Source organism: Pseudomonas sp. F2 (genome assembly GCF_057174385.1).
Genome location: NZ_CM169904.1, coordinates 5,867,497 through 5,888,337, shown reverse-complemented (window position 1 = coordinate 5,888,337; position 20,841 = coordinate 5,867,497). Strand labels below are relative to the sequence as shown.

General features: G+C 60.7%; 17 protein-coding genes and 2 tRNA genes. 13 read left to right on the top strand and 6 right to left on the bottom strand.

All coding sequences use genetic code 11. From position 1 onward, the window contains the following. Positions 1-9: 9 nt before the first annotated feature. The 3 genes from AC193Q_RS26560 to pdeM all read left to right on the top strand — a co-directional run bounded on the left by AC193Q_RS26560 (position 10) and on the right by pdeM (position 4,088). Positions 10-774 carry an ATP-binding cassette domain-containing protein gene (locus tag AC193Q_RS26560; RefSeq protein WP_121184083.1) on the top strand — a complete coding sequence of 255 codons (765 nt, stop codon included), beginning with the start codon at positions 10-12 and terminating at the stop codon, positions 772-774. Between the two features lie 171 nt (positions 775-945). Beyond that, a complete protein-coding gene (locus AC193Q_RS26555; RefSeq protein ID WP_121184081.1) occupies positions 946-3,435 on the top strand; it encodes a ligase-associated DNA damage response DEXH box helicase in 2,490 nt (829 codons plus the stop codon). Then, on the top strand, positions 3,432-4,088 hold the full coding sequence (gene pdeM, locus AC193Q_RS26550) for a ligase-associated DNA damage response endonuclease PdeM (RefSeq protein ID WP_047292049.1): 657 nt from the start codon (positions 3,432-3,434) through the stop codon (positions 4,086-4,088). Before AC193Q_RS26555 ends, pdeM begins: the two co-directional genes overlap by 4 nt. A 45-nt stretch (positions 4,089-4,133) precedes the next feature. Here the strand turns inward: pdeM and AC193Q_RS26545 are convergent, their stop codons facing one another. Further along, on the bottom strand, positions 4,134-4,343 hold the full coding sequence (locus AC193Q_RS26545; protein WP_047292047.1) for a hypothetical protein: 210 nt from the start codon (positions 4,341-4,343) through the stop codon (positions 4,134-4,136). A 102-nt stretch (positions 4,344-4,445) separates the two neighbouring features. Further along, positions 4,446-5,012, bottom strand: coding sequence for a dCTP deaminase (gene dcd, locus AC193Q_RS26540; RefSeq protein WP_003222308.1), 567 nt, complete (start codon positions 5,010-5,012; stop codon positions 4,446-4,448). 353 nt (positions 5,013-5,365) lie between these two features. Here dcd and AC193Q_RS26535 point away from each other — a divergent pair, with 353 nt between their 5' ends. Beyond that, positions 5,366-5,575 (top strand): cold-shock protein, encoded by a 210-nt coding sequence (locus tag AC193Q_RS26535; RefSeq protein ID WP_002554837.1) that lies wholly within the window; start codon positions 5,366-5,368, stop codon positions 5,573-5,575. A gap of 163 nt (positions 5,576-5,738) precedes the next feature. Here AC193Q_RS26535 and AC193Q_RS26530 read toward each other — a convergent pair whose 3' ends face one another. Beyond that, positions 5,739-6,746: a DUF481 domain-containing protein gene (locus AC193Q_RS26530; protein WP_095667354.1), complete on the bottom strand. Its 1,008-nt coding sequence runs from the start codon at positions 6,744-6,746 to the stop codon at positions 5,739-5,741. Between the two features lie 166 nt (positions 6,747-6,912). Between AC193Q_RS26530 and AC193Q_RS26525 the strand changes: the two genes are divergently transcribed. The 4 genes from AC193Q_RS26525 to AC193Q_RS26510 all read left to right on the top strand — a co-directional run bounded on the left by AC193Q_RS26525 (position 6,913) and on the right by AC193Q_RS26510 (position 11,685). After that, positions 6,913-7,266, top strand: a complete 354-nt coding sequence (locus AC193Q_RS26525; RefSeq protein ID WP_047292044.1) for an MGMT family protein — start codon at positions 6,913-6,915, stop codon at positions 7,264-7,266. Positions 7,267-7,309: 43 nt separating this feature from the next. Then, entirely contained in the window at positions 7,310-8,869 is a 1,560-nt protein-coding gene (locus AC193Q_RS26520; RefSeq protein ID WP_121184079.1) for an AmpG family muropeptide MFS transporter, read from the top strand. A 129-nt stretch (positions 8,870-8,998) separates the two neighbouring features. Further along, positions 8,999-10,714 carry a proline--tRNA ligase gene (locus AC193Q_RS26515; protein WP_121184077.1) on the top strand — a complete coding sequence of 572 codons (1,716 nt, stop codon included), beginning with the start codon at positions 8,999-9,001 and terminating at the stop codon, positions 10,712-10,714. Between the two features lie 17 nt (positions 10,715-10,731). Beyond that, positions 10,732-11,685 carry a hypothetical protein gene (locus tag AC193Q_RS26510; RefSeq protein ID WP_047292014.1) on the top strand — a complete coding sequence of 318 codons (954 nt, stop codon included), beginning with the start codon at positions 10,732-10,734 and terminating at the stop codon, positions 11,683-11,685. Positions 11,686-11,770: 85 nt separating this feature from the next. Here AC193Q_RS26510 and dinB read toward each other — a convergent pair whose 3' ends face one another. Next, positions 11,771-12,832 (bottom strand): DNA polymerase IV, encoded by a 1,062-nt coding sequence (gene dinB, locus AC193Q_RS26505; RefSeq protein ID WP_003222295.1) that lies wholly within the window; start codon positions 12,830-12,832, stop codon positions 11,771-11,773. Between the two features lie 279 nt (positions 12,833-13,111). Between dinB and AC193Q_RS26500 the strand changes: the two genes are divergently transcribed. The 4 genes from AC193Q_RS26500 to AC193Q_RS26485 all read left to right on the top strand — a co-directional run bounded on the left by AC193Q_RS26500 (position 13,112) and on the right by AC193Q_RS26485 (position 17,685). Continuing rightward, positions 13,112-13,188: transfer RNA gene (locus tag AC193Q_RS26500), tRNA-Met, on the top strand. A 209-nt stretch (positions 13,189-13,397) separates the two neighbouring features. Further along, positions 13,398-13,474, top strand: a tRNA-Met gene (locus tag AC193Q_RS26495). Positions 13,475-13,753: 279 nt separating this feature from the next. Continuing rightward, positions 13,754-16,393, top strand: a complete 2,640-nt coding sequence (mprF, locus tag AC193Q_RS26490) for a bifunctional lysylphosphatidylglycerol flippase/synthetase MprF (protein ID WP_047292010.1) — start codon at positions 13,754-13,756, stop codon at positions 16,391-16,393. Further along, positions 16,393-17,685, top strand: coding sequence for a virulence factor family protein (locus AC193Q_RS26485; RefSeq protein ID WP_121184075.1), 1,293 nt, complete (start codon positions 16,393-16,395; stop codon positions 17,683-17,685). The genes mprF and AC193Q_RS26485 overlap by 1 nt, the downstream gene beginning before the upstream one ends. Before the next feature lie 193 nt (positions 17,686-17,878). Here the strand turns inward: AC193Q_RS26485 and AC193Q_RS26480 are convergent, their stop codons facing one another. Further along, a complete protein-coding gene (locus AC193Q_RS26480; RefSeq protein ID WP_179294938.1) occupies positions 17,879-18,040 on the bottom strand; it encodes a hypothetical protein in 162 nt (53 codons plus the stop codon). A 356-nt stretch (positions 18,041-18,396) separates the two neighbouring features. Here AC193Q_RS26480 and AC193Q_RS26475 point away from each other — a divergent pair, with 356 nt between their 5' ends. After that, a complete protein-coding gene (locus tag AC193Q_RS26475; RefSeq protein ID WP_047292006.1) occupies positions 18,397-18,723 on the top strand; it encodes a DUF3077 domain-containing protein in 327 nt (108 codons plus the stop codon). Between the two features lie 161 nt (positions 18,724-18,884). On the opposite strand, the gene AC193Q_RS26470 is transcribed toward AC193Q_RS26475, so the two are convergent. Further along, positions 18,885-20,726: a potassium transporter Kup gene (locus AC193Q_RS26470; protein WP_419188553.1), complete on the bottom strand. Its 1,842-nt coding sequence runs from the start codon at positions 20,724-20,726 to the stop codon at positions 18,885-18,887. Between the last annotated feature and the right edge of the window lie 115 nt (positions 20,727-20,841).

The window sequence follows — 20,841 nt, the reverse complement described above, 5'->3', positions numbered from 1 at the left end:
GTCTGTCCCATGTACAAATTGACGGTTGAAGGTCTGCACAAAAGCTATGGCGACCATCAGGTACTCAAAGGCGTTTCGCTCAAGGCCAGGACCGGCGACGTGATCAGCCTGATCGGCGCCAGCGGCTCGGGCAAAAGCACCTTTTTGCGCTGCATCAACTTCCTCGAACAACCCAACGATGGCGCCATGAGCCTTGATGGCCAGGCGATCCGCATGGTCACCGACCGCCACGGCATGCATGTCGCCGACCCGAATGAACTGCAACGCCTGCGCACGCGACTGGCGATGGTGTTCCAGCACTTCAACCTGTGGAGCCACATGACCGTGCTGGAAAACATCACCATGGCCCCGCGCCGGGTGCTCGGTTGCAGCAAACAGGAAGCGGAAGACCGCGCCCGGCGTTACCTGGACAAGGTTGGCCTGCCGGCGCGCGTCGCCGATCAGTACCCGGCGTTTCTCTCCGGCGGCCAGCAACAGCGGGTGGCGATTGCCCGGGCGCTGGCGATGGAGCCGGAGGTGATGTTGTTCGACGAACCGACCTCGGCACTCGACCCGGAGCTGGTGGGTGAGGTGTTGCGGGTGATTCAGGGGCTGGCCGAGGAAGGCCGGACGATGATCATGGTGACCCATGAAATGAGCTTCGCCCGGAAGGTCTCCAGCCAGGTGTTGTTCCTGCATCAAGGGCTGGTGGAAGAAGAAGGCGTGCCGGAAGACGTTCTGGGCAACCCGAAGAGCGAACGGCTGAAGCAGTTCCTCAGCGGTAACCTCAAGTAACCCGAATCCCTTGTGTAGGACCTGCCGCAGGCTGCGATCTTTTGATGTTGCCTTTCAAGATCAAAAGATCGCAGCCTGCGGCAGCTCCTACACGGGGATTGCGGCGTGATTAAACCTTTCGCCAGTCGGCGCGGTCACTGAAGGAACACGTTCAGAGCGCACGCCGCCGGTATGCCCACCTCCACCGACCTCGCAAAAACCTGGTTCAACGCACGCAACTGGAAGCCGTTCGCCTTTCAAAAGCAGGTATGGGCCGCCGTCAAACAAGGTCAGTCGGGGTTGCTCCATGCCAGCACCGGCGCCGGTAAAACCTATGCGGTGTGGTTCGCCGCGCTCAACCGCTTCGCCCGTGTAAAGCCTCTCATCGCAGACAGCAAAAAACGCAAAGCACCGGCCGAGCCGCTGACCGTGCTGTGGATCACGCCAATGCGCGCCCTCGCCGCCGACACCGCTCGCGCCCTGCAAACGCCCGTCACTGATTTGCAGATTCCATGGAGCATCGGTCTGCGCACCGGCGACACCAGCAGCGCTGAACGCGCACGTCAGGGCCGACGCCTGCCGACCACGCTGATCACCACCCCGGAAAGCCTGACCCTGCTGCTCGCCCGCGCCGACGCACAAACCGCACTGTCGAGCCTGCGCATGATCGTCGTCGATGAATGGCACGAACTGCTCGGCAACAAACGCGGCGTACAGCTGCAACTGGCCCTCGCCCGCCTGCGCCACTGGCAACCGGAACTGATCGTCTGGGGCGTGTCCGCGACCCTCGGTAATCAAGCTCACGCCGAACAGGTGCTGATCCCACAGGGCGGCGGCATCAGCGTGCAGGGCCAGAGCGAAAAATCACTCAAGGTCGACACCTTGATCCCGCCCGCCATCGAACGTTTTCCGTGGGCCGGGCACATTGGTCTGAAGATGCTGCCGCAGGTTGTCGCCGAGCTCGACGCCTGCGCCAGCAGCCTGGTATTCACCAATACCCGCGCGCAGTCGGAGATCTGGTATCAGGCGTTGCTCGAAGCGCGGCCTGACTGGGCCGGGTTGATCGCACTGCACCACAGTTCGCTGGCCCGCGAGACCCGCGACTGGGTCGAGCAAGCGTTGAAGGACGGGCAGTTGAAAGCCGTAGTCTGCACCTCGAGCCTGGATCTGGGCGTGGACTTTCTGCCCGTCGAGCGGGTGTTGCAAATCGGCTCGGCCAAGGGCGTGGCGCGGCTGATGCAACGCGCCGGGCGCTCCGGTCACGCGCCGGGGCGCACCTCGCGAGTGACGCTGGTGCCGACCCACAGCCTGGAACTGATCGAAGCCGTCGCCGCACGCGATGCCGTGGCGCAGCGACTCATCGAACCGCGCCTGTCGCCGCACCAACCGCTGGATGTGCTGGTGCAGCATTTGGTCAGCATGGCGCTGGGCGGTGGCTTTATTCCCGAGGCGCTGTACGAAGAAGTCCGTGGTGCCTGGGCTTATCGAGACCTGACGCTGGCGGACTGGGCCTGGGCGCTGGCGTTCGTACGTCACGGCGGGCTGTCTCTGACAGCCTATCCGGATTACCGCCGGGTCGAACCGGACGAAAACGGCGTCTGGCGCGTCCCCGATGCACGGCTCGCCCGCCGTCATCGCATGAGCATCGGCACCATCGTCAGCGATGCGAGCATCCATCTGAAATTCTGGAGCAAGGGTGGCGGCGGCAAGCAATTGGGCAGCGTCGAGGAAGGTTTTATTGCGCGGCTGAAACCGGGTGACGGCTTTCTGTTCGCCGGACGCTTGCTGGAATTGGTGCGGGTGGAAAACATGACCGCGTACGTCAAACGCAGCACCGCAAAGAAAGCCGCCGTGCCGCGCTGGAATGGCGGGCGGATGCCGCTTTCCAACGAATTGGCCGCCGCCGTGGTCAGTCGCTTCACAGCAGCCGCGCGGGGTGAGTTTGTCGGCCCGGAAATGCACGCGCTGCAACCGTTGCTGCAAACCCAGGCGCGCTGGTCGGGTCTGCCCACTTCCGACAGTCTGTTGGCGGAGGTGCTGAAATCCCGCGAAGGCTGGCATCTTTTCCTCTACCCGTTTGCCGGGCGCCAGGTGCATTTGGGGCTCGCCAGCCTGTTGGCGTGGCGCATGAGCCAGCGCCAGCCGCTGACGTTTTCGATTGCGGTCAATGATTACGGGCTGGAGTTGCTCAGCGCCACACCGGTCGATTGGTCCGGGCAATTCGATGCAGCACTGCTCAGCCCCGAGCAGCTGCTGCGCGACGTGCTCGCCAGCCTGAATGCCGGGGAGCTGGCGTTGCGGCGCTTTCGCGAAATTGCGCGAATCGCCGGGCTGGTGTTCGCCGGCTATCCCGGCGCACCGAAAAGTACCCGTCAGGTGCAGGCCTCCAGCGGATTGTTCTTCGAAGTATTCAAGCAATACGACGCCGACAACCTGCTGCTGGCCCAGGCCGGGGAAGAAGTCTTGCGGGAAGAACTGGATATCCGTCGTCTGGAACAGACATTGGAGCGAATCAACCGGATGAAACTGGACATGCACCTGATCAAACGGCCTACACCGCTGGGCTTTCCGTTGCTGGTGGAGCGCATGCGCGAAAGCATGAGCTCGGAAAAACTTGCCGACCGCATCCGGCGCATGGTCGGCGATCTGGAGCAATCCGCCGACAAGGGTCAAGCCTCATGAGTGCAGCGTATCCCGTGCGCCTGGCCGGCGAGGAACTCTGGCTGCTGCCGGAAAAGGCTCTGTACTGGCCAGCGCAGCAAGCGCTGCTGATCGCCGACGTGCATTTCGGCAAGGCTGCGGCGTACCGCAGCCTCGGCCAGCCGGTGCCACAAGGCACCACGACGGCGAACATCGAAGTGCTCGACCGTTTGCTGGCGAGGCTGCCCTGCCGGCAGCTGATTTTCCTCGGTGACTTTCTGCACGGTCCCGGCTCGCATTCGGCGGGCACGCTCAATGCCTTGGCCGAATGGCGCGCACGTCACGCGGATCTGCCGATGACACTGATTCGCGGCAACCACGACAAACGCGCCGGGGACCCGCCAGCGGCACTGAATATCCGCGTGGTTCCGGAACCGATGCTGCTCGGGCCGTTTGCCTTGCAACACGAACCCGACCCGCACCCGGAACGGCATGTGCTGGCCGGGCACGTGCATCCCGTCTATCGGCTTAACGGCAAAGGGCGGCAGCGCTTGCGTCTGGCGTGCTTCCGGCTGGGCGAAGGTTTGAGCCTGCTGCCAGCGTTTGGCGCGTTTACCGGCGGCTTTGCGGTAGAGAAAGATGGCAACTGCAGGATTTTCGTCGTCGGCGACAACGAAATATGGCCAGTCAGCTGAGGTACAGGGCACACCTCGGCCAACTGGCCATGATCGGGCAGCGGCTCAAGCCACTGGCGCGGGTGGCGGCTCGTCCGGCAGCGTCGGCTCGCCCGGTTCGGTCGGTTGTTCGTTGGGAGTATCGGGATCAGGCTGACCGGGAATGCCGCCAGCCATATGGAAAGCCGGGTGTGCCAACAATGACCAGGCCAAAACGCCAACCTGATTGGGCTCAAGCCTTGCCAGTTCGGCGGTGATATGCGGATCGATCTTCATGCAACCTCCTCGGCGAAGGCCCGTTTTGCCAGAAGCAAAAACGGGCAGTACACCCCATAGAGTGCCTGCCCACCAAAGAATTCCCGCGAACTGCCGGACGGATCAGGTACGCGGCAGGGTCACGCCACGCTGGCCTTGATACTTGCCGCCGCGATCCTTATAGGAAACTTCGCATTGTTCGTCGGATTCGAGGAACAGCATCTGCGCCACACCTTCGTTGGCGTAAATCTTCGCCGGCAGGTTGGTGGTGTTGGAAAACTCCAGCGTCACATGACCTTCCCACTCAGGCTCGAGCGGGGTGACGTTGACGATGATGCCGCAACGCGCATAGGTGCTTTTACCCAGGCAGATGGTCAATACGTTGCGCGGAATGCGGAAGTACTCGACGGTGCTGGCCAGGGCGAAGGAGTTCGGCGGAATGATGCAGACGTCGCTGTGGATGTCGACAAAGCTGCCGGCGTCGAAGTTTTTCGGGTCGACGATCGCCGAATTGATGTTGGTGAACACCTTGAAATGGTTGGTGCAACGCACATCGTAGCCGTAGCTCGACACACCGTAGGAGATCACACGGCTGTCGTCGCTGCCGCGCACCTGGCGCTCGACGAAAGGCTCGATCATGCCGTGTTCCTGCGCCATGCGGCGAATCCACTTGTCCGATTTGATGCTCATGGCGGGTGTCCTGAATAGCGAGGTGGAAAAAATCTGTCCGGCATCTTACCGGGCGCGCCGCCGGGTTCAAAGTGTGCGCTGCAATTCTCGGCGAACACGCTGGAAATACGCGTCCTGGCGACGAAGCGTCACACCGCCGATCCTTAAAACAGAGAAACCTTCGCAAGAAGCATTGGCACGTTCCGGAAAAAGGGTTAAGGTGGCGCCACTGTGCTGCTTGTGTCACTGAGAATCTCTACACGATATGTTGAATTTCGATCCAACCATCTACAAGAATTTTTCCTGCTCTTTGCACTCAGTCTCGGCCAGGGTTCTTCCTGAGTCGCAGTTATCTTTGTTCAAGGAGTTACACCATGTCTAATCGCCAAACCGGTACCGTTAAGTGGTTCAACGATGAAAAAGGCTTCGGCTTCATCACTCCACAATCCGGTGACGACCTGTTCGTTCACTTCAAAGCTATCCAATCCGACGGCTTCAAAAGCCTGAAAGAAGGCCAACAGGTTTCTTTCATCGCTACCCGCGGTCAGAAAGGCATGCAAGCTGAAGAAGTACAAGTTATCTAACTTGTAGCTTCTTTAGAAAAGAGCCCCGCCCTCAAAAGCGGGGCTTTTTTGTGGGTGTCTGTTTTCCAGACGCAAAAAAAGATCGCAGCCTGCGGCAGCTCCTACGGGATAAATACCATTCCCCTGTAGGCGCTGCCGCAGGCTGCGATCTTTTGCTTGTGCCTTACCAGGCCACGCCAAACCCTGCGGTGTAGCGGGTCTTGTTCAAATCTGCGTCCTTCGTGCCACTGATGATGTCGCGCTCGGCCTTGAGATTGAGCGACGCCCAGTCAGTAACCTTGTAACGCAGCCCCATCTCGGCATCCAGCGCGTAATTGGCCACATCCGACAGCGGCTTGCCCAGTTCGCCGTTGGTGAAGAACTCGACCTTCTTGCCAATCAGGTAGCGGTTGTAATCCCACTTCATGGCGACCGAATAGAAATTATCCTTGCCGCCATCGCTGTACTCGTAATCGGTGCGGTTGAGCAGCGAGCCGAGCGAGAACGCCCCCAGCTCGTCGTCCCAGAACTGGTAGCCCGGACCGGTACCGACCACGCGCTGACGTGACAGCTCTTCAACGTAATCACGCTTGTAGTTCAGGCGCCCCTGCCAGAACCACTTGTCGGTGAGGAAACGGTCGAGCGCGTATTCAGCGCGCCAGTTATTGGTGGTGACTTCGTCGTCCTGCACCTCGCGGTTGTATTCGCCCTCGGCAGTGTGCCGCCAGCGACCATGACGTGCCGTGGTCTTGAAGTCGATGTCGTAATCGTCGGTGTCCTTTTCCGCCCGCTGATAGTCCATCGCCAGACCGATATTGCCTTTCCACACCAGATCTTCGACCACCGGTTTCGGTTTGAGAATCTGCTGGATACTCGCCAGCTCGACGGTTTTCGGCGCCTCGCCGTTGGCCAGAGTGACCTTGCCGTCATCGGCGGCGGTCAGCGACTTGGCCTTTTCACCGTTGTATGCGTCCTGTTTGACCAGCAGTTCCTGATCGCTCTGCAGGGTCTTGACCTCTTTCCAGTCAATGGTGACCGCACCCGCGTACTGGGTCTGAATCAGCAATTTGCCGCCATCGAAAACGGAAATCTTGCCGCTCAATTTGTCACCGTTCTTCAACCAGACGGTGTCGGCAAGCAGGGGCGTGGATGCACTGAAAACAGCAAGGCACAGCAGGGTTCTGGACAGCATAAGCAGTTCAAGGGCTCAAGTTTGCGAAAAAAGGTCGGCATTATCCGGAGGAATAAGACCCTGACAAGGACTGACCGGACGATTTCCATTGAGTTCATTTCTCATCTGGCCGACGAGCGATTACGCTTAAGCCCATCCACACGACTGATGTTCAGGAACCGCACCGGTGAAAGAGCCGAACCCTCCCGATGAAAGCGAAGTGCAAATCCGACGCACGGCGCTTTATTCGACCCTTGCCCAAGTACCTGAAGGCAAAGTGGTCAGCTATGGTCAGCTGGCCGAACTCGCGGGTCTGGGGCGCGCCGCCCGCTGGGTTGGCCGGACCCTCAGCCAACTACCCGGCGATACCAGACTGCCGTGGCACCGGGTATTGGGTGCCGGCGGTCGGATCAGCCTGCCGCTGGGCAGCCCTTCGGGGGACGAACAACGGGCACGATTACGTTCTGAAGGCGTCACCATCCTGAACAATCGTGTGGATATTCAGCGCCATGGCTGGCGTCCGATAGAGCACAGCGGTTAGAGTGCGCGCTTTGTTTTCGCAATCTTGAGGCAGACTTCAGCCCATGCCCCGTAAAACCTGGCGCGCCGCGCTAGCCGCCTATGCCAGTCCTTCGACGCTCGTGCTGTTGTTGCTCGGTTTTGCTGCCGGCCTGCCGTACATGCTGGTGTTTTCGACGCTGTCCGTCTGGCTGCGCGAAGCCGGCGTTGCCCGTGAAACCATCGGCTACGCCAGCCTGATCGGCCTGGCCTACGCCTTCAAATGGGTCTGGTCACCGCTGCTCGACCAATGGCGCCTGCCTTTATTGGGCAAGCTGGGCCGCCGCCGTTCGTGGCTGGTGCTCTCGCAGTCGTTAGTGATTCTGGGCCTGATCGGCATGGGCTTCTGTGATCCGCAGAAACACCTGTCCTGGCTGATCGCCATTGCCGTCATCGTCGCCTTTGCCTCCGCCACCCAGGATATCGCGGTCGACGCCTATCGCCTGGAAATCGCCGACGACAGCCGTCAGGCAGCACTGGCCGCCAGTTACATGTCCGGCTACCGAGTCGCCGCCCTGCTGGCCACGGCGGGCGCGCTGTTCTTCGCCGAAGGCTTCGGCTCCACCGGCTTCAACTACCAACATTCAGCCTGGACCGGCACCTACGCCCTGTTCGGGTTGTTGATGGTCCCTGCCCTGTTGACCTCGCTGCTGATGCGCGAACCGCCCGTGCCATTGCGCACGCAGTTGCAGGCCGGTCGCTACAGCTTCGTCCATCAACTGGCCTCGGTATTCGTGCTGATCGTGTTGCTGGTGTCGGTTCCGGCAATGTTCACTCAGCTCTACAACACCGATTTCGCCAGCGTACTGTTCGGTCAGATGAGTCCGCTCGACCTGCTGCTCGAAGACCGCGCCTTCCTGCGTGCAATCCTCTATACCCTGCTCACCGGCCTGTGCCTGTCGACCATGGGCCGTCGTGGGCTGGCGCCAGTGCTGACGCCGGTCAACGACTTCATCCTGCGCTACCGCTGGCAGGCGTTGCTGCTGCTCGGACTGATCGCCACGTATCGGATGTCCGACACGGTAATGGGCGTGATGGCCAACGTGTTCTACATCGACCAGGGCTTCACCAAGGATCAGATCGCCAGCGTGAGCAAGATCTTTGGCCTGATCATGACCCTCGTCGGTGCCGGCATGGGCGGCCTGCTGATCGTGCGGTTCGGCATCCTGCCGATCCTGTTCATCGGTGGCGCGGCTTCGGCGGCGACCAACCTGCTGTTTGTGATGCTGGCCGACATGGGGCCGAACCTGCAGATGCTGGTGGTGACCATCTCCCTCGACAATTTCAGTTCCGGGCTCGCCACCTCGGCGTTCGTCGCCTACCTGTCGAGCCTGACCAACCTCAAGTTCTCGGCCACCCAGTACGCCCTGCTCAGTTCGATCATGCTGTTGCTACCGCGTCTGATGGGCGGTTACTCCGGCGTCATGGTCGAGAAGTTCGGCTACCACAACTTTTTCATGATCACCGCGCTGCTCGGTGTGCCGACGCTGGTGCTGATCGCCCTGCACTGGTTCCAGGAAAATCGCCGTGCGGGCCCGACGCCAACGCCCGAGCCTGCACCGACCTCCGTCGTCGAAGAGTCGTAGGACATTTCAGATACGGCGGGAGGATTCCCGCCGTCGAGCCTCACCGCCAAGCGCAATCCTGTACGTCGGCAAATCTCGCCGGTACACTGCTCCGTCATTTCCAGTCATAGCAACCGACAACGGCCAACCATGCGCACCAGTCAATTTTTGCTCGCCACACAGAAAGAAACGCCTTCCGATGCGGTCGTCGTCAGCCACCAGCTGATGCTGCGCGCCGGCATGATTCGCAAACTCGCCTCGGGCCTGTACACCTGGCTGCCGATGGGCTTGCGGGTAATGCGCAAGGTTGAAGCCATCGTTCGCGAAGAAATGAACGCTGCCGGTTCTCTTGAAGTGTTGATGCCGAGCACCCAACCGGCCGAGCTGTGGCAGGAATCGGGGCGCTGGGAAGAATACGGCCCTGAGCTGCTGCGCATCAAAGACCGCCACGGTCGCGACTTCTGCGCGGGCCCGACTCACGAAGAAGTGATCACCGATCTGATGCGCAACGAATTGAGCAGCTACAAGCAGCTGCCGATCAACCTGTACCAGATCCAGACCAAGTTCCGTGACGAAATCCGCCCACGCTTCGGCTTGATGCGTGGCCGTGAATTCATCATGAAGGACGCCTACTCGTTCCACGCCGATCAGGCTTCGCTGCAGGTCACCTACGACCGCATGCATCAGGCGTACTGCAACGTGTTCACCCGCCTGGGCCTGAAGTTCCGTCCGGTTGAGGCCGACAATGGTTCGATCGGTGGCGCTGGCTCTCACGAGTTCCACGTGCTGGCCGAGTCCGGCGAAGACGACATCGTCTTCAGCAACGGTTCCGACTACGCGGCGAATATCGAGAAAGCCGAAGCCGTGCCACGCGAAACCTCGCGTCCGGCACCGGCCGAAGAGCTGCGCCTGGTCGACACCCCGGAGACCAAGACCATTGCCGCGCTGGTGGAAAAATTCAATCTGCCGATTGAAAAGACCATCAAGACCCTGATCGTCCACGCCGAAGAGCCAGGCAAGCTGATTGCCCTGATCATCCGTGGCGACCACGAGCTCAACGAAATCAAGGCGGCCAACCAGCCAGGCGTCGCCAGCCCGCTGGTCATGGCTTCCGATGCCGAACTGCGTGACGCCATTGGCGCCGGCGCCGGTTCCCTCGGCCCGCTGAACCTGCCACTGCCGATCATCATCGATCGCTCGGTCGAACTGATGAGCGACTTCGGCATCGGTGCGAACATCGACGACAAGCACTACTTCGGCGTGAACTGGGAGCGCGATCTGCCGGTTCCGACCGTCGCCGACCTGCGTAACGTCGTGGCCGGCGACCCAAGCCCGGACGGCAAAGGCACGCTGGAAATCAAGCGCGGCATCGAAGTCGGGCACATCTTCCAGCTGGGCAACAAGTACAGCAAGGCGATGAAGTGCGAAGTGCTGGGCGAGAACGGCAAGCCGGTCACGCTGGAGATGGGTTGCTACGGTATCGGCGTATCCCGCGTGGTCGCTGCCGCCATCGAGCAGAACAACGACGACAAAGGCATCATCTGGAGCGACACCCTGGCGCCGTTCCAGATCGCCCTGGTACCGCTGCGCTATGAAACCGAGCAGGTGCGCGAAGCCACTGACAAGCTGTACGCAGAACTGACGGCGGCCGGTTTCGAAGTGTTGCTGGACGATCGCGACAAGAAAACCAGCCCGGGCATCAAGTTTGCGGACATGGAGCTGATCGGCATTCCTCACCGGATCGTGGTCAGTGACCGCGGCCTCGCCGAAGGCAACCTGGAATACAAGAGCCGCACCGAGGCCGAAGCGCAAGCGCTGCCGGTCGCCGATGTGCTGTCCTTCCTTCAGGCCCGTATCCGCCGCTGAATCCAGATAGAGACCTCATGTTCAAGCGAAACACCTTGGGCCTCGGTGGCGCCGCCTTGTGCGGCGCCCTGCTGGTCAGCGGCTGCGCCAATCAGATGTCACAGCGCAGCGAGCACGAAGAGCGGGTCGAGCGCAAACTGCTCGACCACAGCCTGCAGATCGATGTCGGTGAGCCTAAGGTGCTCGAACTGCCGCAACGACGTGTGAAGATCAACGAACAGAAGACCTTCGAAGTCACCGAGTTCGAAGTCACACGCCGTTACGACCGCTACACGCCTTACCAGCCCTGGCGCGAAATCTATGAGATTCCGTTGGGTGCAGTGGCGGTGGTTGCCGGTCTCGGCGCCAATGTGGTCAATGTGTTCGCTTTGGGCAATCTGCCGGATAGCGTGACCAAGGACTGGCTGAACTACGGCATTGCCGGGGTCAACCCGTTCATGAACGTGCAGTCTCACGGTCGTGCACAACAGAACCTGGCCGGTATCGATGAAGTCCAGCGCGACAAGCGCACGGAATATTCGAGCCTGCCGTGGAGCGAACGCCCGGTGCAGGTCAAGGCTGGCAAGCAGACCTTTGACATGACCACTGACCGCAACGGCGTGCTGCGCCTGAACCTGCTGGACAGTCCGTTCGCCGAAAATGACCTGAATCATATCGGCAAGCTGCAAATCAGCGTCGAAGACGGCAAGGATGACGTGCACAGCGATTCGTCCCTGGCGATCAGCAGTCATTTGCGCAGCAAGTTACTCGAAGCCCACGGGTTGATTTACGACGATCTGGAAGACGACGAAGTGAGCCAGTGGGTCCACCGGGTCAAGCGCCTGTCGGAGCTGGGTCTGGAAGAAGAAGCCAGCGAGCTGGAGCAAAGCCTGATCGAACTGACGCGCAACGATCCTGAGTTGCAGGCCGAGTTTCTCAAGTCGCTGACCAAGGATGCCGGGCGCCTGGTGGCAGATCCGGGACCGAATTAAGCCTTAAAAGATCGCAGCCTGCGGCAGCTCCTACAGGGAACGCATTCCAATGTAGGAGCTGCCGCAGGCTGCGATCTTTTGACTTTTAACGCTCAAACAACTCCATCTGCTCAAACCCACCGCGCAAATCCTCCAGCCTTACCCCCACGCCCAACAAGCGCACCGGTTTCCCGCCACGGTTGAACGCCTGCGTCAGCATCAACTGATAACTGCCCAGATCCCGCCCTGCCCCGGCCTGCTCCAATGTGGTCTGGGTAAAGTCATGAAACTTCACTTTGACGAACGGCTTGCCCGGCCGATAGCTGCTGTCGATCCGTTCCATGCGGGTCTTCAGGGTTTCCAGCAGCTCCGGTAACTTGTCCAGGCAACTGCGCAGATCCGGCAGATCAACATCGTAGGTATTTTCCACGCTGATTGACTGACGGCGACTGTCGTTATGCACCAGCCGGTCATCAATCCCACGGGCCAGACTCCAGAGTCGCTCACCGAAACTGCCGAATTCGCGCACCAGCGCCAACTTGTCCCACTCGCGCAATTGCAGACAATCGACAATGCCGAGTTTGCCCAGCTTGTCCGCGGTGACTTTGCCAACACCGTGCAACTTGCTCACCGGCAAACCGCTGACGAAATCTTCCACCTGATCCGGAGTAATGACGAACAGCCCGTTGGGCTTCTTCCAGTCACTGGCGATCTTGGCCAGAAACTTGTTCGGCGCCACACCCGCAGACACGGTGATGTGCAACTGATTGGAAACGCGCCGGCGGATATCCTGAGCGATACGCGTGGCGCTGCCGCCAAAATGCGCACTGTCGGAGACGTCAAGATAGGCTTCGTCCAGCGACAGAGGCTCAATCAGGTCGGTGTAATCGCGAAAGATCGTATGAATTTCCTTCGAGGCTTCGCGATAGGCGTCCATGCGTGGCTTGACGATGGTCAGGTCGGGGCACAGCTTCAAGGCGTGCCCGGATGACATTGCCGAGCGCACACCATAGGCCCGCGCTTCATAGTTGCAGGTCGCAATCACTCCACGCCGATCCGCCGACCCACCCACCGCCAACGGCTTGCCGGCCAGGTTCGGGTCGTCGCGCATCTCGATGGCGGCGTAGAAACAGTCGCAGTCGACGTGGATGATTTTTCGCTGGGTCATGACAGAAAAAGCAACATGGTGAGCCGGAAACGCAGTATCTCACTGACAACTGTATATAGCACCAGTGGTCCGAATGTTCTTTTCAGTCTGTAGGACAACGACAATGAATTTATTTTCTCAATTGAAAATCATTGGACGATAGAGCTGAAAGCCTTGCCCCACCTGCCCTGCGTGCCTTCTCCCGCCCTGCAAAAAGCGCTAAGCGATTGAACAGGAACAGATTTATCCAGATTCAAGGTTGACACTTCGGCGATCCTCTGTAGAATGCCGCCACACAGACGCGGGATGGAGCAGTCTGGTAGCTCGTCGGGCTCATAACCCGAAGGTCGTCGGTTCAAATCCGGCTCCCGCAACCAAACATCAAAAAAGGCTACTCGAAAGAGTGGCCTTTTTTGTGCGCGTCTGTTTTTCAATCAAACGCGCAGCCGAGCGAACAGGAATTCGTTGCATTTCCGAAACTTACCGTTGCGCTGCGACCGTTTGACGCAAATTCACACTTATTTGACCCTTTACGGGATTAGCGGTTGACACCCCGCCGTTCGCCTGTAGAATGCCGCCACACAGACGCGGGATGGAGCAGTCTGGTAGCTCGTCGGGCTCATAACCCGAAGGTCGTCGGTTCAAATCCGGCTCCCGCAACCAAACATCAAAAAAGGCTGCTCGAAAGAGTGGCCTTTTTTGTATCTGTGGAAAAAGTCCTTTCGCAACAATGATCTGTCACGCTGCAGTGAAACGCTCAGGATCATCAGACCCGCCCGGTTGCGACTATGCTTGAGTCGCAGGCAAGACGTCTGCAATCCATGACCCGCCCTCGCCGATCCCGGATGAGAGGCGTAGTATTTTGTGATTATTTTTTTCTACAGGGATTGGTAACTTGGCTGGATACCTCCATCCTGTCGCGCACAATCCAAGAGGTGATTGATGCGCGCCAACTCGTCTGATTCACAAGACACCGTCACAGCAGAACATCCGATCAAACCCGAGCGCCTGCGCTTGCTGGATCGGTTGAGCAAATATCGCCAGCCGATCGGTCTGGCGGTCACGTTGCTGCTGTTTGCCATTGCGCTGATTGCCTGCCGCCATCTGCTGAGCGAACTCGATCTCTACGCCCTGCATGACTCGATCCTGGCCGTGCCGAAACCGGCCCTGCTGGGAGCCGTGAGTGCGACGGTGGTCGGCTTCATCATATTGCTCGGCTATGAATGGTCGGCCAGCCGCTATGCCGGCGTGGCCTTGCCGCCGCGCACCCTGGCACTGGGCGGCTTCACCGCGTTTGCGATTGGCAACGCCATCGGCCTGTCGCTGCTGTCCGGCGGCTCGGTGCGCTACCGTTTGTATGCACGACATGGTCTGGGGGCATCGGAAGTCGCGCACATGACGCTGTTCGCCAGCCTGTCGCTGGGTTGCGCCCTGCCTCCGCTGGCCGCCCTCGCGACCCTGAGCGATCTGCCCGCCGCCTCCACTGCATTGGGTTTGTCAGAAGGCCTGCTCGGCACGATCGCCGCGGTGGTGCTGGGGCTTGGCGCGATTCTGGCCGTCGGCATCTATCGCCGCCGCCTGCCGGAACAGCCATACCGCGACAACCTGCTGGTCAGGGTCGGTCGCCGCACATTGCGCCTGCCGGGCCGGCGCCTGACCTTCCTGCAACTGATCATCACCGCCCTCGACGTCGCCGCCGCCGCCACCGTGCTCTATCTGCTGCTGCCGGAAGCCCCGCCGTTCGGCGCCTTCCTGCTGGTGTACCTGCTGGCCCTGGCCGCTGGCGTCCTCAGCCATGTACCGGGAGGTGTCGGGGTCTTCGAAGCGATCCTGCTCGCCGCGTTCGCCGATACCCTCGGGGCCGCGCCACTGGCCGCCGCCCTGCTGCTGTATCGCCTGATCTACGTGGTGCTGCCGCTGCTGGTGGCCTGCCTGTTTTTGCTCATCAACGAAGGCCAGCGCCTGTTCCAGACCCAGACCATGCGCGCCGCGTCCGGTCTGGCCGCGCCGATTCTGGCGGTGCTGGTGTTCCTGTCCGGCGTGGTGCTGCTGTTTTCCGGTGCCACCCCGGAGATCGATACGCGCCTTGAACACATCGGGTTTCTGATTCCGCATCGCCTGGTCGACGCCTCGCACTTCGGCGCCAGCCTGATTGGCGTGTTGTGTCTGTTGCTCGCTCAGGGCCTGCGCCGTCGCCTGTCGGCCGCGTGGATGCTGACCACCATTCTGTTGCTGGTCGGCGCCCTGCTCTCGCTGCTCAAAGGCTTCGACTGGGAAGAAGCCACGCTGATGACGCTCACCGCGGCGCTGCTCGGGGTGTTCCGCCGTTCGTTCTATCGTCCGAGTCGCCTGACCGAATTGCCGTTCTCGCCGCTGTATCTGGTGGCCAGCCTGTGTGTCTTGGGCGCTTCGACCTGGCTGCTGCTGTTCGCCTATCAGGACGTGCCCTACAGCCATCAACTGTGGTGGCAGTTCACCCTCGACGCTGACGCCCCGCGCGGCCTGCGCTCGCTGCTCGGCGCGGCGGTGCTGTTGCTGGTGATCGCCCTGACCTGGCTGCTGCGCACCGCTCGCCCGGTGATTCATCTGCCCACCCCGGACGAACTGGATCGCGCCGCGAAAATCCTGATGGCCTCGTCGCAACCCGATGGCGGTCTCGCCCTGACCGGTGACAAGGCGCTGCTGTTTCACCCCAACGACGAGGCGTTCCTGATGTACGCCCGTCGCGGCCGCAGCCTGGTGGCGCTGTACGACCCGATCGGCCCCGGCCAGCAGCGTGCCGAGATGATCTGGCAGTTCCGCGACCTGTGCGACATCCATCACACCCGTCCGGTGTTCTATCAGGTACGTGCGGAAAACCTGCCGTACTACATGGACATCGGCCTGACCGCGATCAAGCTCGGCGAAGAGGCCCGGGTCGATCTGCATCGCTTTGACCTGGAGGCCAAGGGCAAGGAGATGAAGGACCTGCGCTACACCTGGAACCGTGGTACCCGCGACGGTCTGTCGCTGGAGATCCATGAGCCGGGCCAGGCGCCGATGGATGAGTTGAAAGAGATTTCCGATGCGTGGCTGACCGGCAAGAACGTGCGCGAGAAAGGCTTCTCCCTCGGCCGTTTCAGCGACGATTACCTGAAGCATTTCCGCATTGCGGTGATTCGCTTCGAAGGCCGCCCGGTGGCGTTCGCCAACCTGCTCGAGACTTACAGCCATGACCTGGCCAGTCTCGACCTGATGCGCTCGCACCCGGACGCCCCCAAGCTGACCATGGAGTTCCTCATGGTCGGCCTGATTCAACACTATAAGAGTCACGGATACGCGCGCTTCAGCCTGGGCATGGTGCCGTTGTCGGGGTTGCAACCCCGGCGAGGTGCACCGCTGACCCAGCGTCTGGGCTCGATGGTCTTCCGCCGTGGTGAGCAGCTGTACAACTTCCAAGGCTTGCGCCGCTTCAAAGACAAGTTCCAGCCTGACTGGGAACCCCGTTATATGGCAGTGCCCGCCGGACTCGATCCGCTGGTGGCGCTGGCCGATACTGCTGCCCTGATCGCGGGCGGCTTGACTGGATTGGTGAAACGCTGATGATTCAACGCTCCCTGAAGTACATCCTGGCCGCACTGATCGTGCTGGCCGTGATTGCCGGCAGCGGTTACTGGTACCTCAAACGCCCGGCACCGCAACCGACACTGCAACCACTGACGGCTGCCGACGGCACGGTCATGACCCGCGTCATTCCCGGCACCCAGCCCAAGGCTCAGGTGCTGGTCGCGGTCAATGACGACCAGAAGCTGACCGACAACCAATTGAGCACCCTGAGCCGCAGCGCCTCGGCGCAGATCGTTCAGGTGATTCTGCCCAAGGACTGCCTGCAACAGAGCCGCGCCCTGCAAACCGGCCTGCGCGAACTGAATGGCCCGGCCACGCTGGTCAGCGGTATCGGCCCTGGCGCGGTGCTGGCCTGGCGCTGGTTGTCCGAGCAGAAGGACGACAAGGCCCAGGCGATCTCGGTTGACCTGGCCCTGGAAAAACCTGGCTGCACCCACCTGCTGCCGAAATCTGCCGCCCACGGCCACTGGCTGGTGGCGTGGAACGACAACCCGGACGACACCAGCGCCGGTTTCGTGCGCGATCAACCGAACGCCGAAACCAGCATCAGCGACTACGACATCAACCTGCCGCAAGTGCTGAACAACGAACTGCGCAAGATCCTCGTCGGCGGCGACAAGGCCAACGGTGGTCTGGCGATCCCGGTGGTTGAAGTGCCGGCCGGTCAGGCCAAGGACACCGTGACCCTGTTCCTTTCCGGTGATGGCGGCTGGCGCGACCTCGACCGCGACGTCGCCGGCGAGATGGCCAAGATCGGTTACCCGGTGGTCGGCATCGATACCCTGCGCTACTACTGGCAGCACAAGAGCCCGGAACAGAGCGCCTTGGACCTGACCGAACTGATGCAGCACTACCGCCAGAAATGGGGCACCAAGCGCTTCATCCTCACCGGTTACTCGTTCGGTGCCGACGTCCTGCCGGCGATCTACAACCGCCTGCCGGAGACCGAGCAGCAGCGCGTCGACGCCATCATCCTGCTGGCCTTCGCCCGCACCGGCAGCTTCGAAATCGAAGTCGAAGGCTGGCTCGGCAACGCCGGCAAAGAAGCCGCCACCGGCCCGGAAATGGCCAAGCTGCCAGCGGCCAAAGTGGTGTGCATCTACGGCGCCGAAGAGACCGACGAGAGCGGCTGCACCGACAAGACTGCGGTGGGCGAAGCAGTGAAACTGCCTGGTGGCCACCACTTCGACGAGAACTACCCGGCGCTGGCCAAGCGTCTGGTGGACTTGATCGAGAAGCGTCAGAGCAAGGATCAGCCGGCAGAGTGATCTGAGCTGATAAAAAAGCCCCCGCAGCCTCACGGTTGCGGGGGCTTTTACATTCCAGCCTCCAGCTAAATTCCCTGTGGGAGCGAGCTTGCTCGCGAATACGGCGGGTCAGTCAACAGATTCGCCGGCTGACACTACGCCTTCGCGAGCAAGCTCGCTCCCACAGTGGAATTGCGCTGGACTCAAGTAATCATTAGCCCCGGCAGGCGTATCTTGCCCGCATATCGTAATGGCTGATCGCTTGAGCCGGATCGAAGTTGATCAATCGCTCCATAGCTTGCGCTTCAATCCGAAGGTTCTCGAGATCATCCTGCTTTTCTTGTTTCGATGATTCCGTCATACGCGTCTCGCTCATTTGCACACGCCAGTTCGTGTCAGACGTTTAGTATCGTTTACTTCCAGTTTCGCAATATCAGATGACGCCCACAGACCTTGTAGGCAAACTCCGATACTCGTGTTCGGGCGCTTTGCGGCTCTATTGCGCTGTTTTTTGACGAGATACTCTCCGGACGTCGCTGACCCATTCAGCGATCGGGTGTGGTAACCCGGAGAAACCAGCGCAAGAGCCCGCTCATCGAGTAATGGCGGCTGTGCGTGGGACGCTTTCGAGCGTGCCGGTTTCCTTGGTTCCCGGTTTACCACCCCGCGTACAGTTGCCTCCCTTTCGTGTGGTAACGAAAGTCGCGGCACTTCGAACCAAGGAGTAACACGATGACCGAAACTGATCTGCACGGACCCGCAAACGTTAAAACCATCGGCTGCACCCCCTTCCTCTACCACTCGGATCAAGCGTTCTTCAACGTCCGCGCCGGCATCCCGATCATCGATGCCCTGTCCCAATCTTCCGACCTGCTGTCCCTCGCCAAATCCTTCGCCGAGGACGCCGCCTTCATCAAAGACACCGACCGCCATGCCTGGGCTGCGCATTACCTGACGGTGATGGGCAAGGCTTTGCTTGATGATGTGATCCAGGCATTGATACCGCGACCTGCGCGCACGAAGACCGAGTCTGAAACAGAGATACCTGAAAGCCTGTAGAGGTTTAAAGATCAAAAGATCGCAGCCTTCGGCAGCTCCTACATGGAATGCGAAACCTGTAGGAGCTGCCGAAGGCTGCGATCTTTTGATCTGAAGTTGCCGCCCACAAAAAAGCCCCCGCCAGCCACAAGGCTTACGGGGGCTTTTCAGTGGATGTAGAACTACATCTCCACCTGCGTCCCCAGTTCAATCACCCGGTTCAGCGGCAGATTGAAGAACCGCAGGTTGCCGTTGGCATTCTTCAACATGAACGCAAACAGCGCCTCGCGCCAGCGGGCCATGCCTTCGAGTTTCGAGGCGATCACCGTTTCGCGGCTGAGGAAGTAGGTGGTGCGCATCGGGCTGAAGTCCAGTTCCTCCAGGTGACACAGTTTCAGCGCCTGCGGCACGTCCGGCTCGTCGGTGAAGCCGAAGTGCAGGATCACCCGGAAGAAGCCTTCGCCGTGGGCCTCGACTTCGAAGCGTCGCGATGGCGGCACGCGCGGGATGTCTTCGTAGACCACGGTCAGCAGCACCACTTGCTCGTGCAACACTTGGTTGTGCAGCAGGTTGTGCAACAAAGCGTGCGGAACGGCGTCGGAACGCGCGGTGAGGAACACCGCAGTGCCCTGCACGCGGTGCGGCGGTTGCACGCGGATGCTGCTGATAAAGATCGGCAGCGGCAGCGCGCCTTCATCCAGGCGCTCGACCAGCAATTGCTTGCCGCGCTTCCAGGTGGTCATGAGCACAAACAGCGCAATACCGGCGATCACCGGGAACGCACCGCCCTGCACGATTTTCGGCACGTTGGCGGCGAAGTACAAACCGTCCACCAACAGGAAACCGATCAACACCGGCACCGCGAGAATCGGCGGCCATTTCCACAGCAGCAGCATGACGGCCGACACTAGAATGGTGGTCATCAGCATCGTGCCGGTCACTGCCACGCCGTACGCCGAAGCCAAGGCGCCAGAGGATTCAAAGCCAAGCACCAGAAGCACTACGCCGACCATCAGCGACCAGTTCACCGCGCCGATGTAGATCTGGCCTTGTTCATCGCTGGAAGTGTGCTGGATGTACATGCGCGGGATGTAACCGAGCTGGATCGCCTGACGGGTCAGGGAGAACGCACCTGAAATCACCGCTTGCGAGGCGATCACGGTGGCGAGGGTCGACAGCCCCACCAGCGGAATCAGCGCCCAGCTCGGTGCCAGCAAGTAGAACGGGTTACGTGCCGCTTCCGGGTTTTCCAGCAGCAAGGCGCCCTGACCGAAGTAGTTCAGCACCAGTGCAGGCAGCACCAGCAGGAACCACGCACGGGCAATCGGCTTGCGCCCGAAGTGGCCCATGTCGGCGTAAAGCGCTTCAGCACCGGTCAGCGCCAGTACCACCGCGCCGAGGATCGCCACGCCCATGCCGGCGTGCACCATGAAGAAACGCACCGCCCAGACCGGGTTCAGCGCATGCAGCACTTCCGGGTAATGGCTGATGCCATACGCCCCGAGGGCGCCGAGCACCAGGAACCAGGTGACCATGATCGGCCCGAACAGAATGCCGATCCGCGCCGTACCGTGGCTCTGGATCAGGAACAATCCGACCAGCACCACCAGCGACAGCGGCACCACCCAGTGGTCGATGCCGTCGAACGCGAGGCCCAGGCCTTCGATCGCCGACAACACGGAAATCGCCGGGGTGATCATGCTGTCACCGTAAAACAGCGCCGCGCCGATCAGCCCGCAAACCACCAGCAACGAACGCAACCGCTTGCGCTTGCCCGCCGCACGACGTGCCAGTGCGGTAAGCGCCATGATGCCGCCCTCGCCCTGGTTGTCGGCGCGCAGGACGAACATCATGTATTTGATTGAAACGACCCAGATCAGCGACCAGAAGATCAACGACAGAATGCCCAGCACTCCATCGTGATTGACGGGTACGCCGTATGCGCCGGAAAACACTTCTTTGAGGGTGTACAACGGGCTCGTGCCGATGTCGCCGTAAACCACCCCGACTGCCGCGACCAGCATGCTCAGCGGTTTTGCAGCCGAATGCTCGGCGCCCGCCGCCTGACTACTTGCCTGACCCATCCAACACTCCTGATTCTCAAACCGGCTTCTTTGAATGAAGCACTATGCTTTATGG

Coding starts and splice junctions, on each gene's coding strand:
- AC193Q_RS26560 (WP_121184083.1), top strand. CDS start 10: ATGTACAAATTGACGGTTGAAGGTCTGCACAAAAGCTATGGCGACCAT.
- AC193Q_RS26555 (WP_121184081.1), top strand. CDS start 946: ATGCCCACCTCCACCGACCTCGCAAAAACCTGGTTCAACGCACGCAAC.
- pdeM (WP_047292049.1), top strand. CDS start 3,432: ATGAGTGCAGCGTATCCCGTGCGCCTGGCCGGCGAGGAACTCTGGCTG.
- AC193Q_RS26545 (WP_047292047.1), bottom strand. CDS start 4,343: ATGAAGATCGATCCGCATATCACCGCCGAACTGGCAAGGCTTGAGCCC.
- dcd (WP_003222308.1), bottom strand. CDS start 5,012: ATGAGCATCAAATCGGACAAGTGGATTCGCCGCATGGCGCAGGAACAC.
- AC193Q_RS26535 (WP_002554837.1), top strand. CDS start 5,366: ATGTCTAATCGCCAAACCGGTACCGTTAAGTGGTTCAACGATGAAAAA.
- AC193Q_RS26530 (WP_095667354.1), bottom strand. CDS start 6,746: ATGCTGTCCAGAACCCTGCTGTGCCTTGCTGTTTTCAGTGCATCCACG.
- AC193Q_RS26520 (WP_121184079.1), top strand. CDS start 7,310: ATGCCCCGTAAAACCTGGCGCGCCGCGCTAGCCGCCTATGCCAGTCCT.
- AC193Q_RS26515 (WP_121184077.1), top strand. CDS start 8,999: ATGCGCACCAGTCAATTTTTGCTCGCCACACAGAAAGAAACGCCTTCC.
- AC193Q_RS26510 (WP_047292014.1), top strand. CDS start 10,732: ATGTTCAAGCGAAACACCTTGGGCCTCGGTGGCGCCGCCTTGTGCGGC.
- dinB (WP_003222295.1), bottom strand. CDS start 12,832: ATGACCCAGCGAAAAATCATCCACGTCGACTGCGACTGTTTCTACGCC.
- mprF (WP_047292010.1), top strand. CDS start 13,754: ATGCGCGCCAACTCGTCTGATTCACAAGACACCGTCACAGCAGAACAT.
- AC193Q_RS26485 (WP_121184075.1), top strand. CDS start 16,393: ATGATTCAACGCTCCCTGAAGTACATCCTGGCCGCACTGATCGTGCTG.
- AC193Q_RS26480 (WP_179294938.1), bottom strand. CDS start 18,040: ATGAGCGAGACGCGTATGACGGAATCATCGAAACAAGAAAAGCAGGAT.
- AC193Q_RS26475 (WP_047292006.1), top strand. CDS start 18,397: ATGACCGAAACTGATCTGCACGGACCCGCAAACGTTAAAACCATCGGC.
- AC193Q_RS26470 (WP_419188553.1), bottom strand. CDS start 20,726: ATGCTGGTCGCGGCAGTCGGGGTGGTTTACGGCGACATCGGCACGAGC.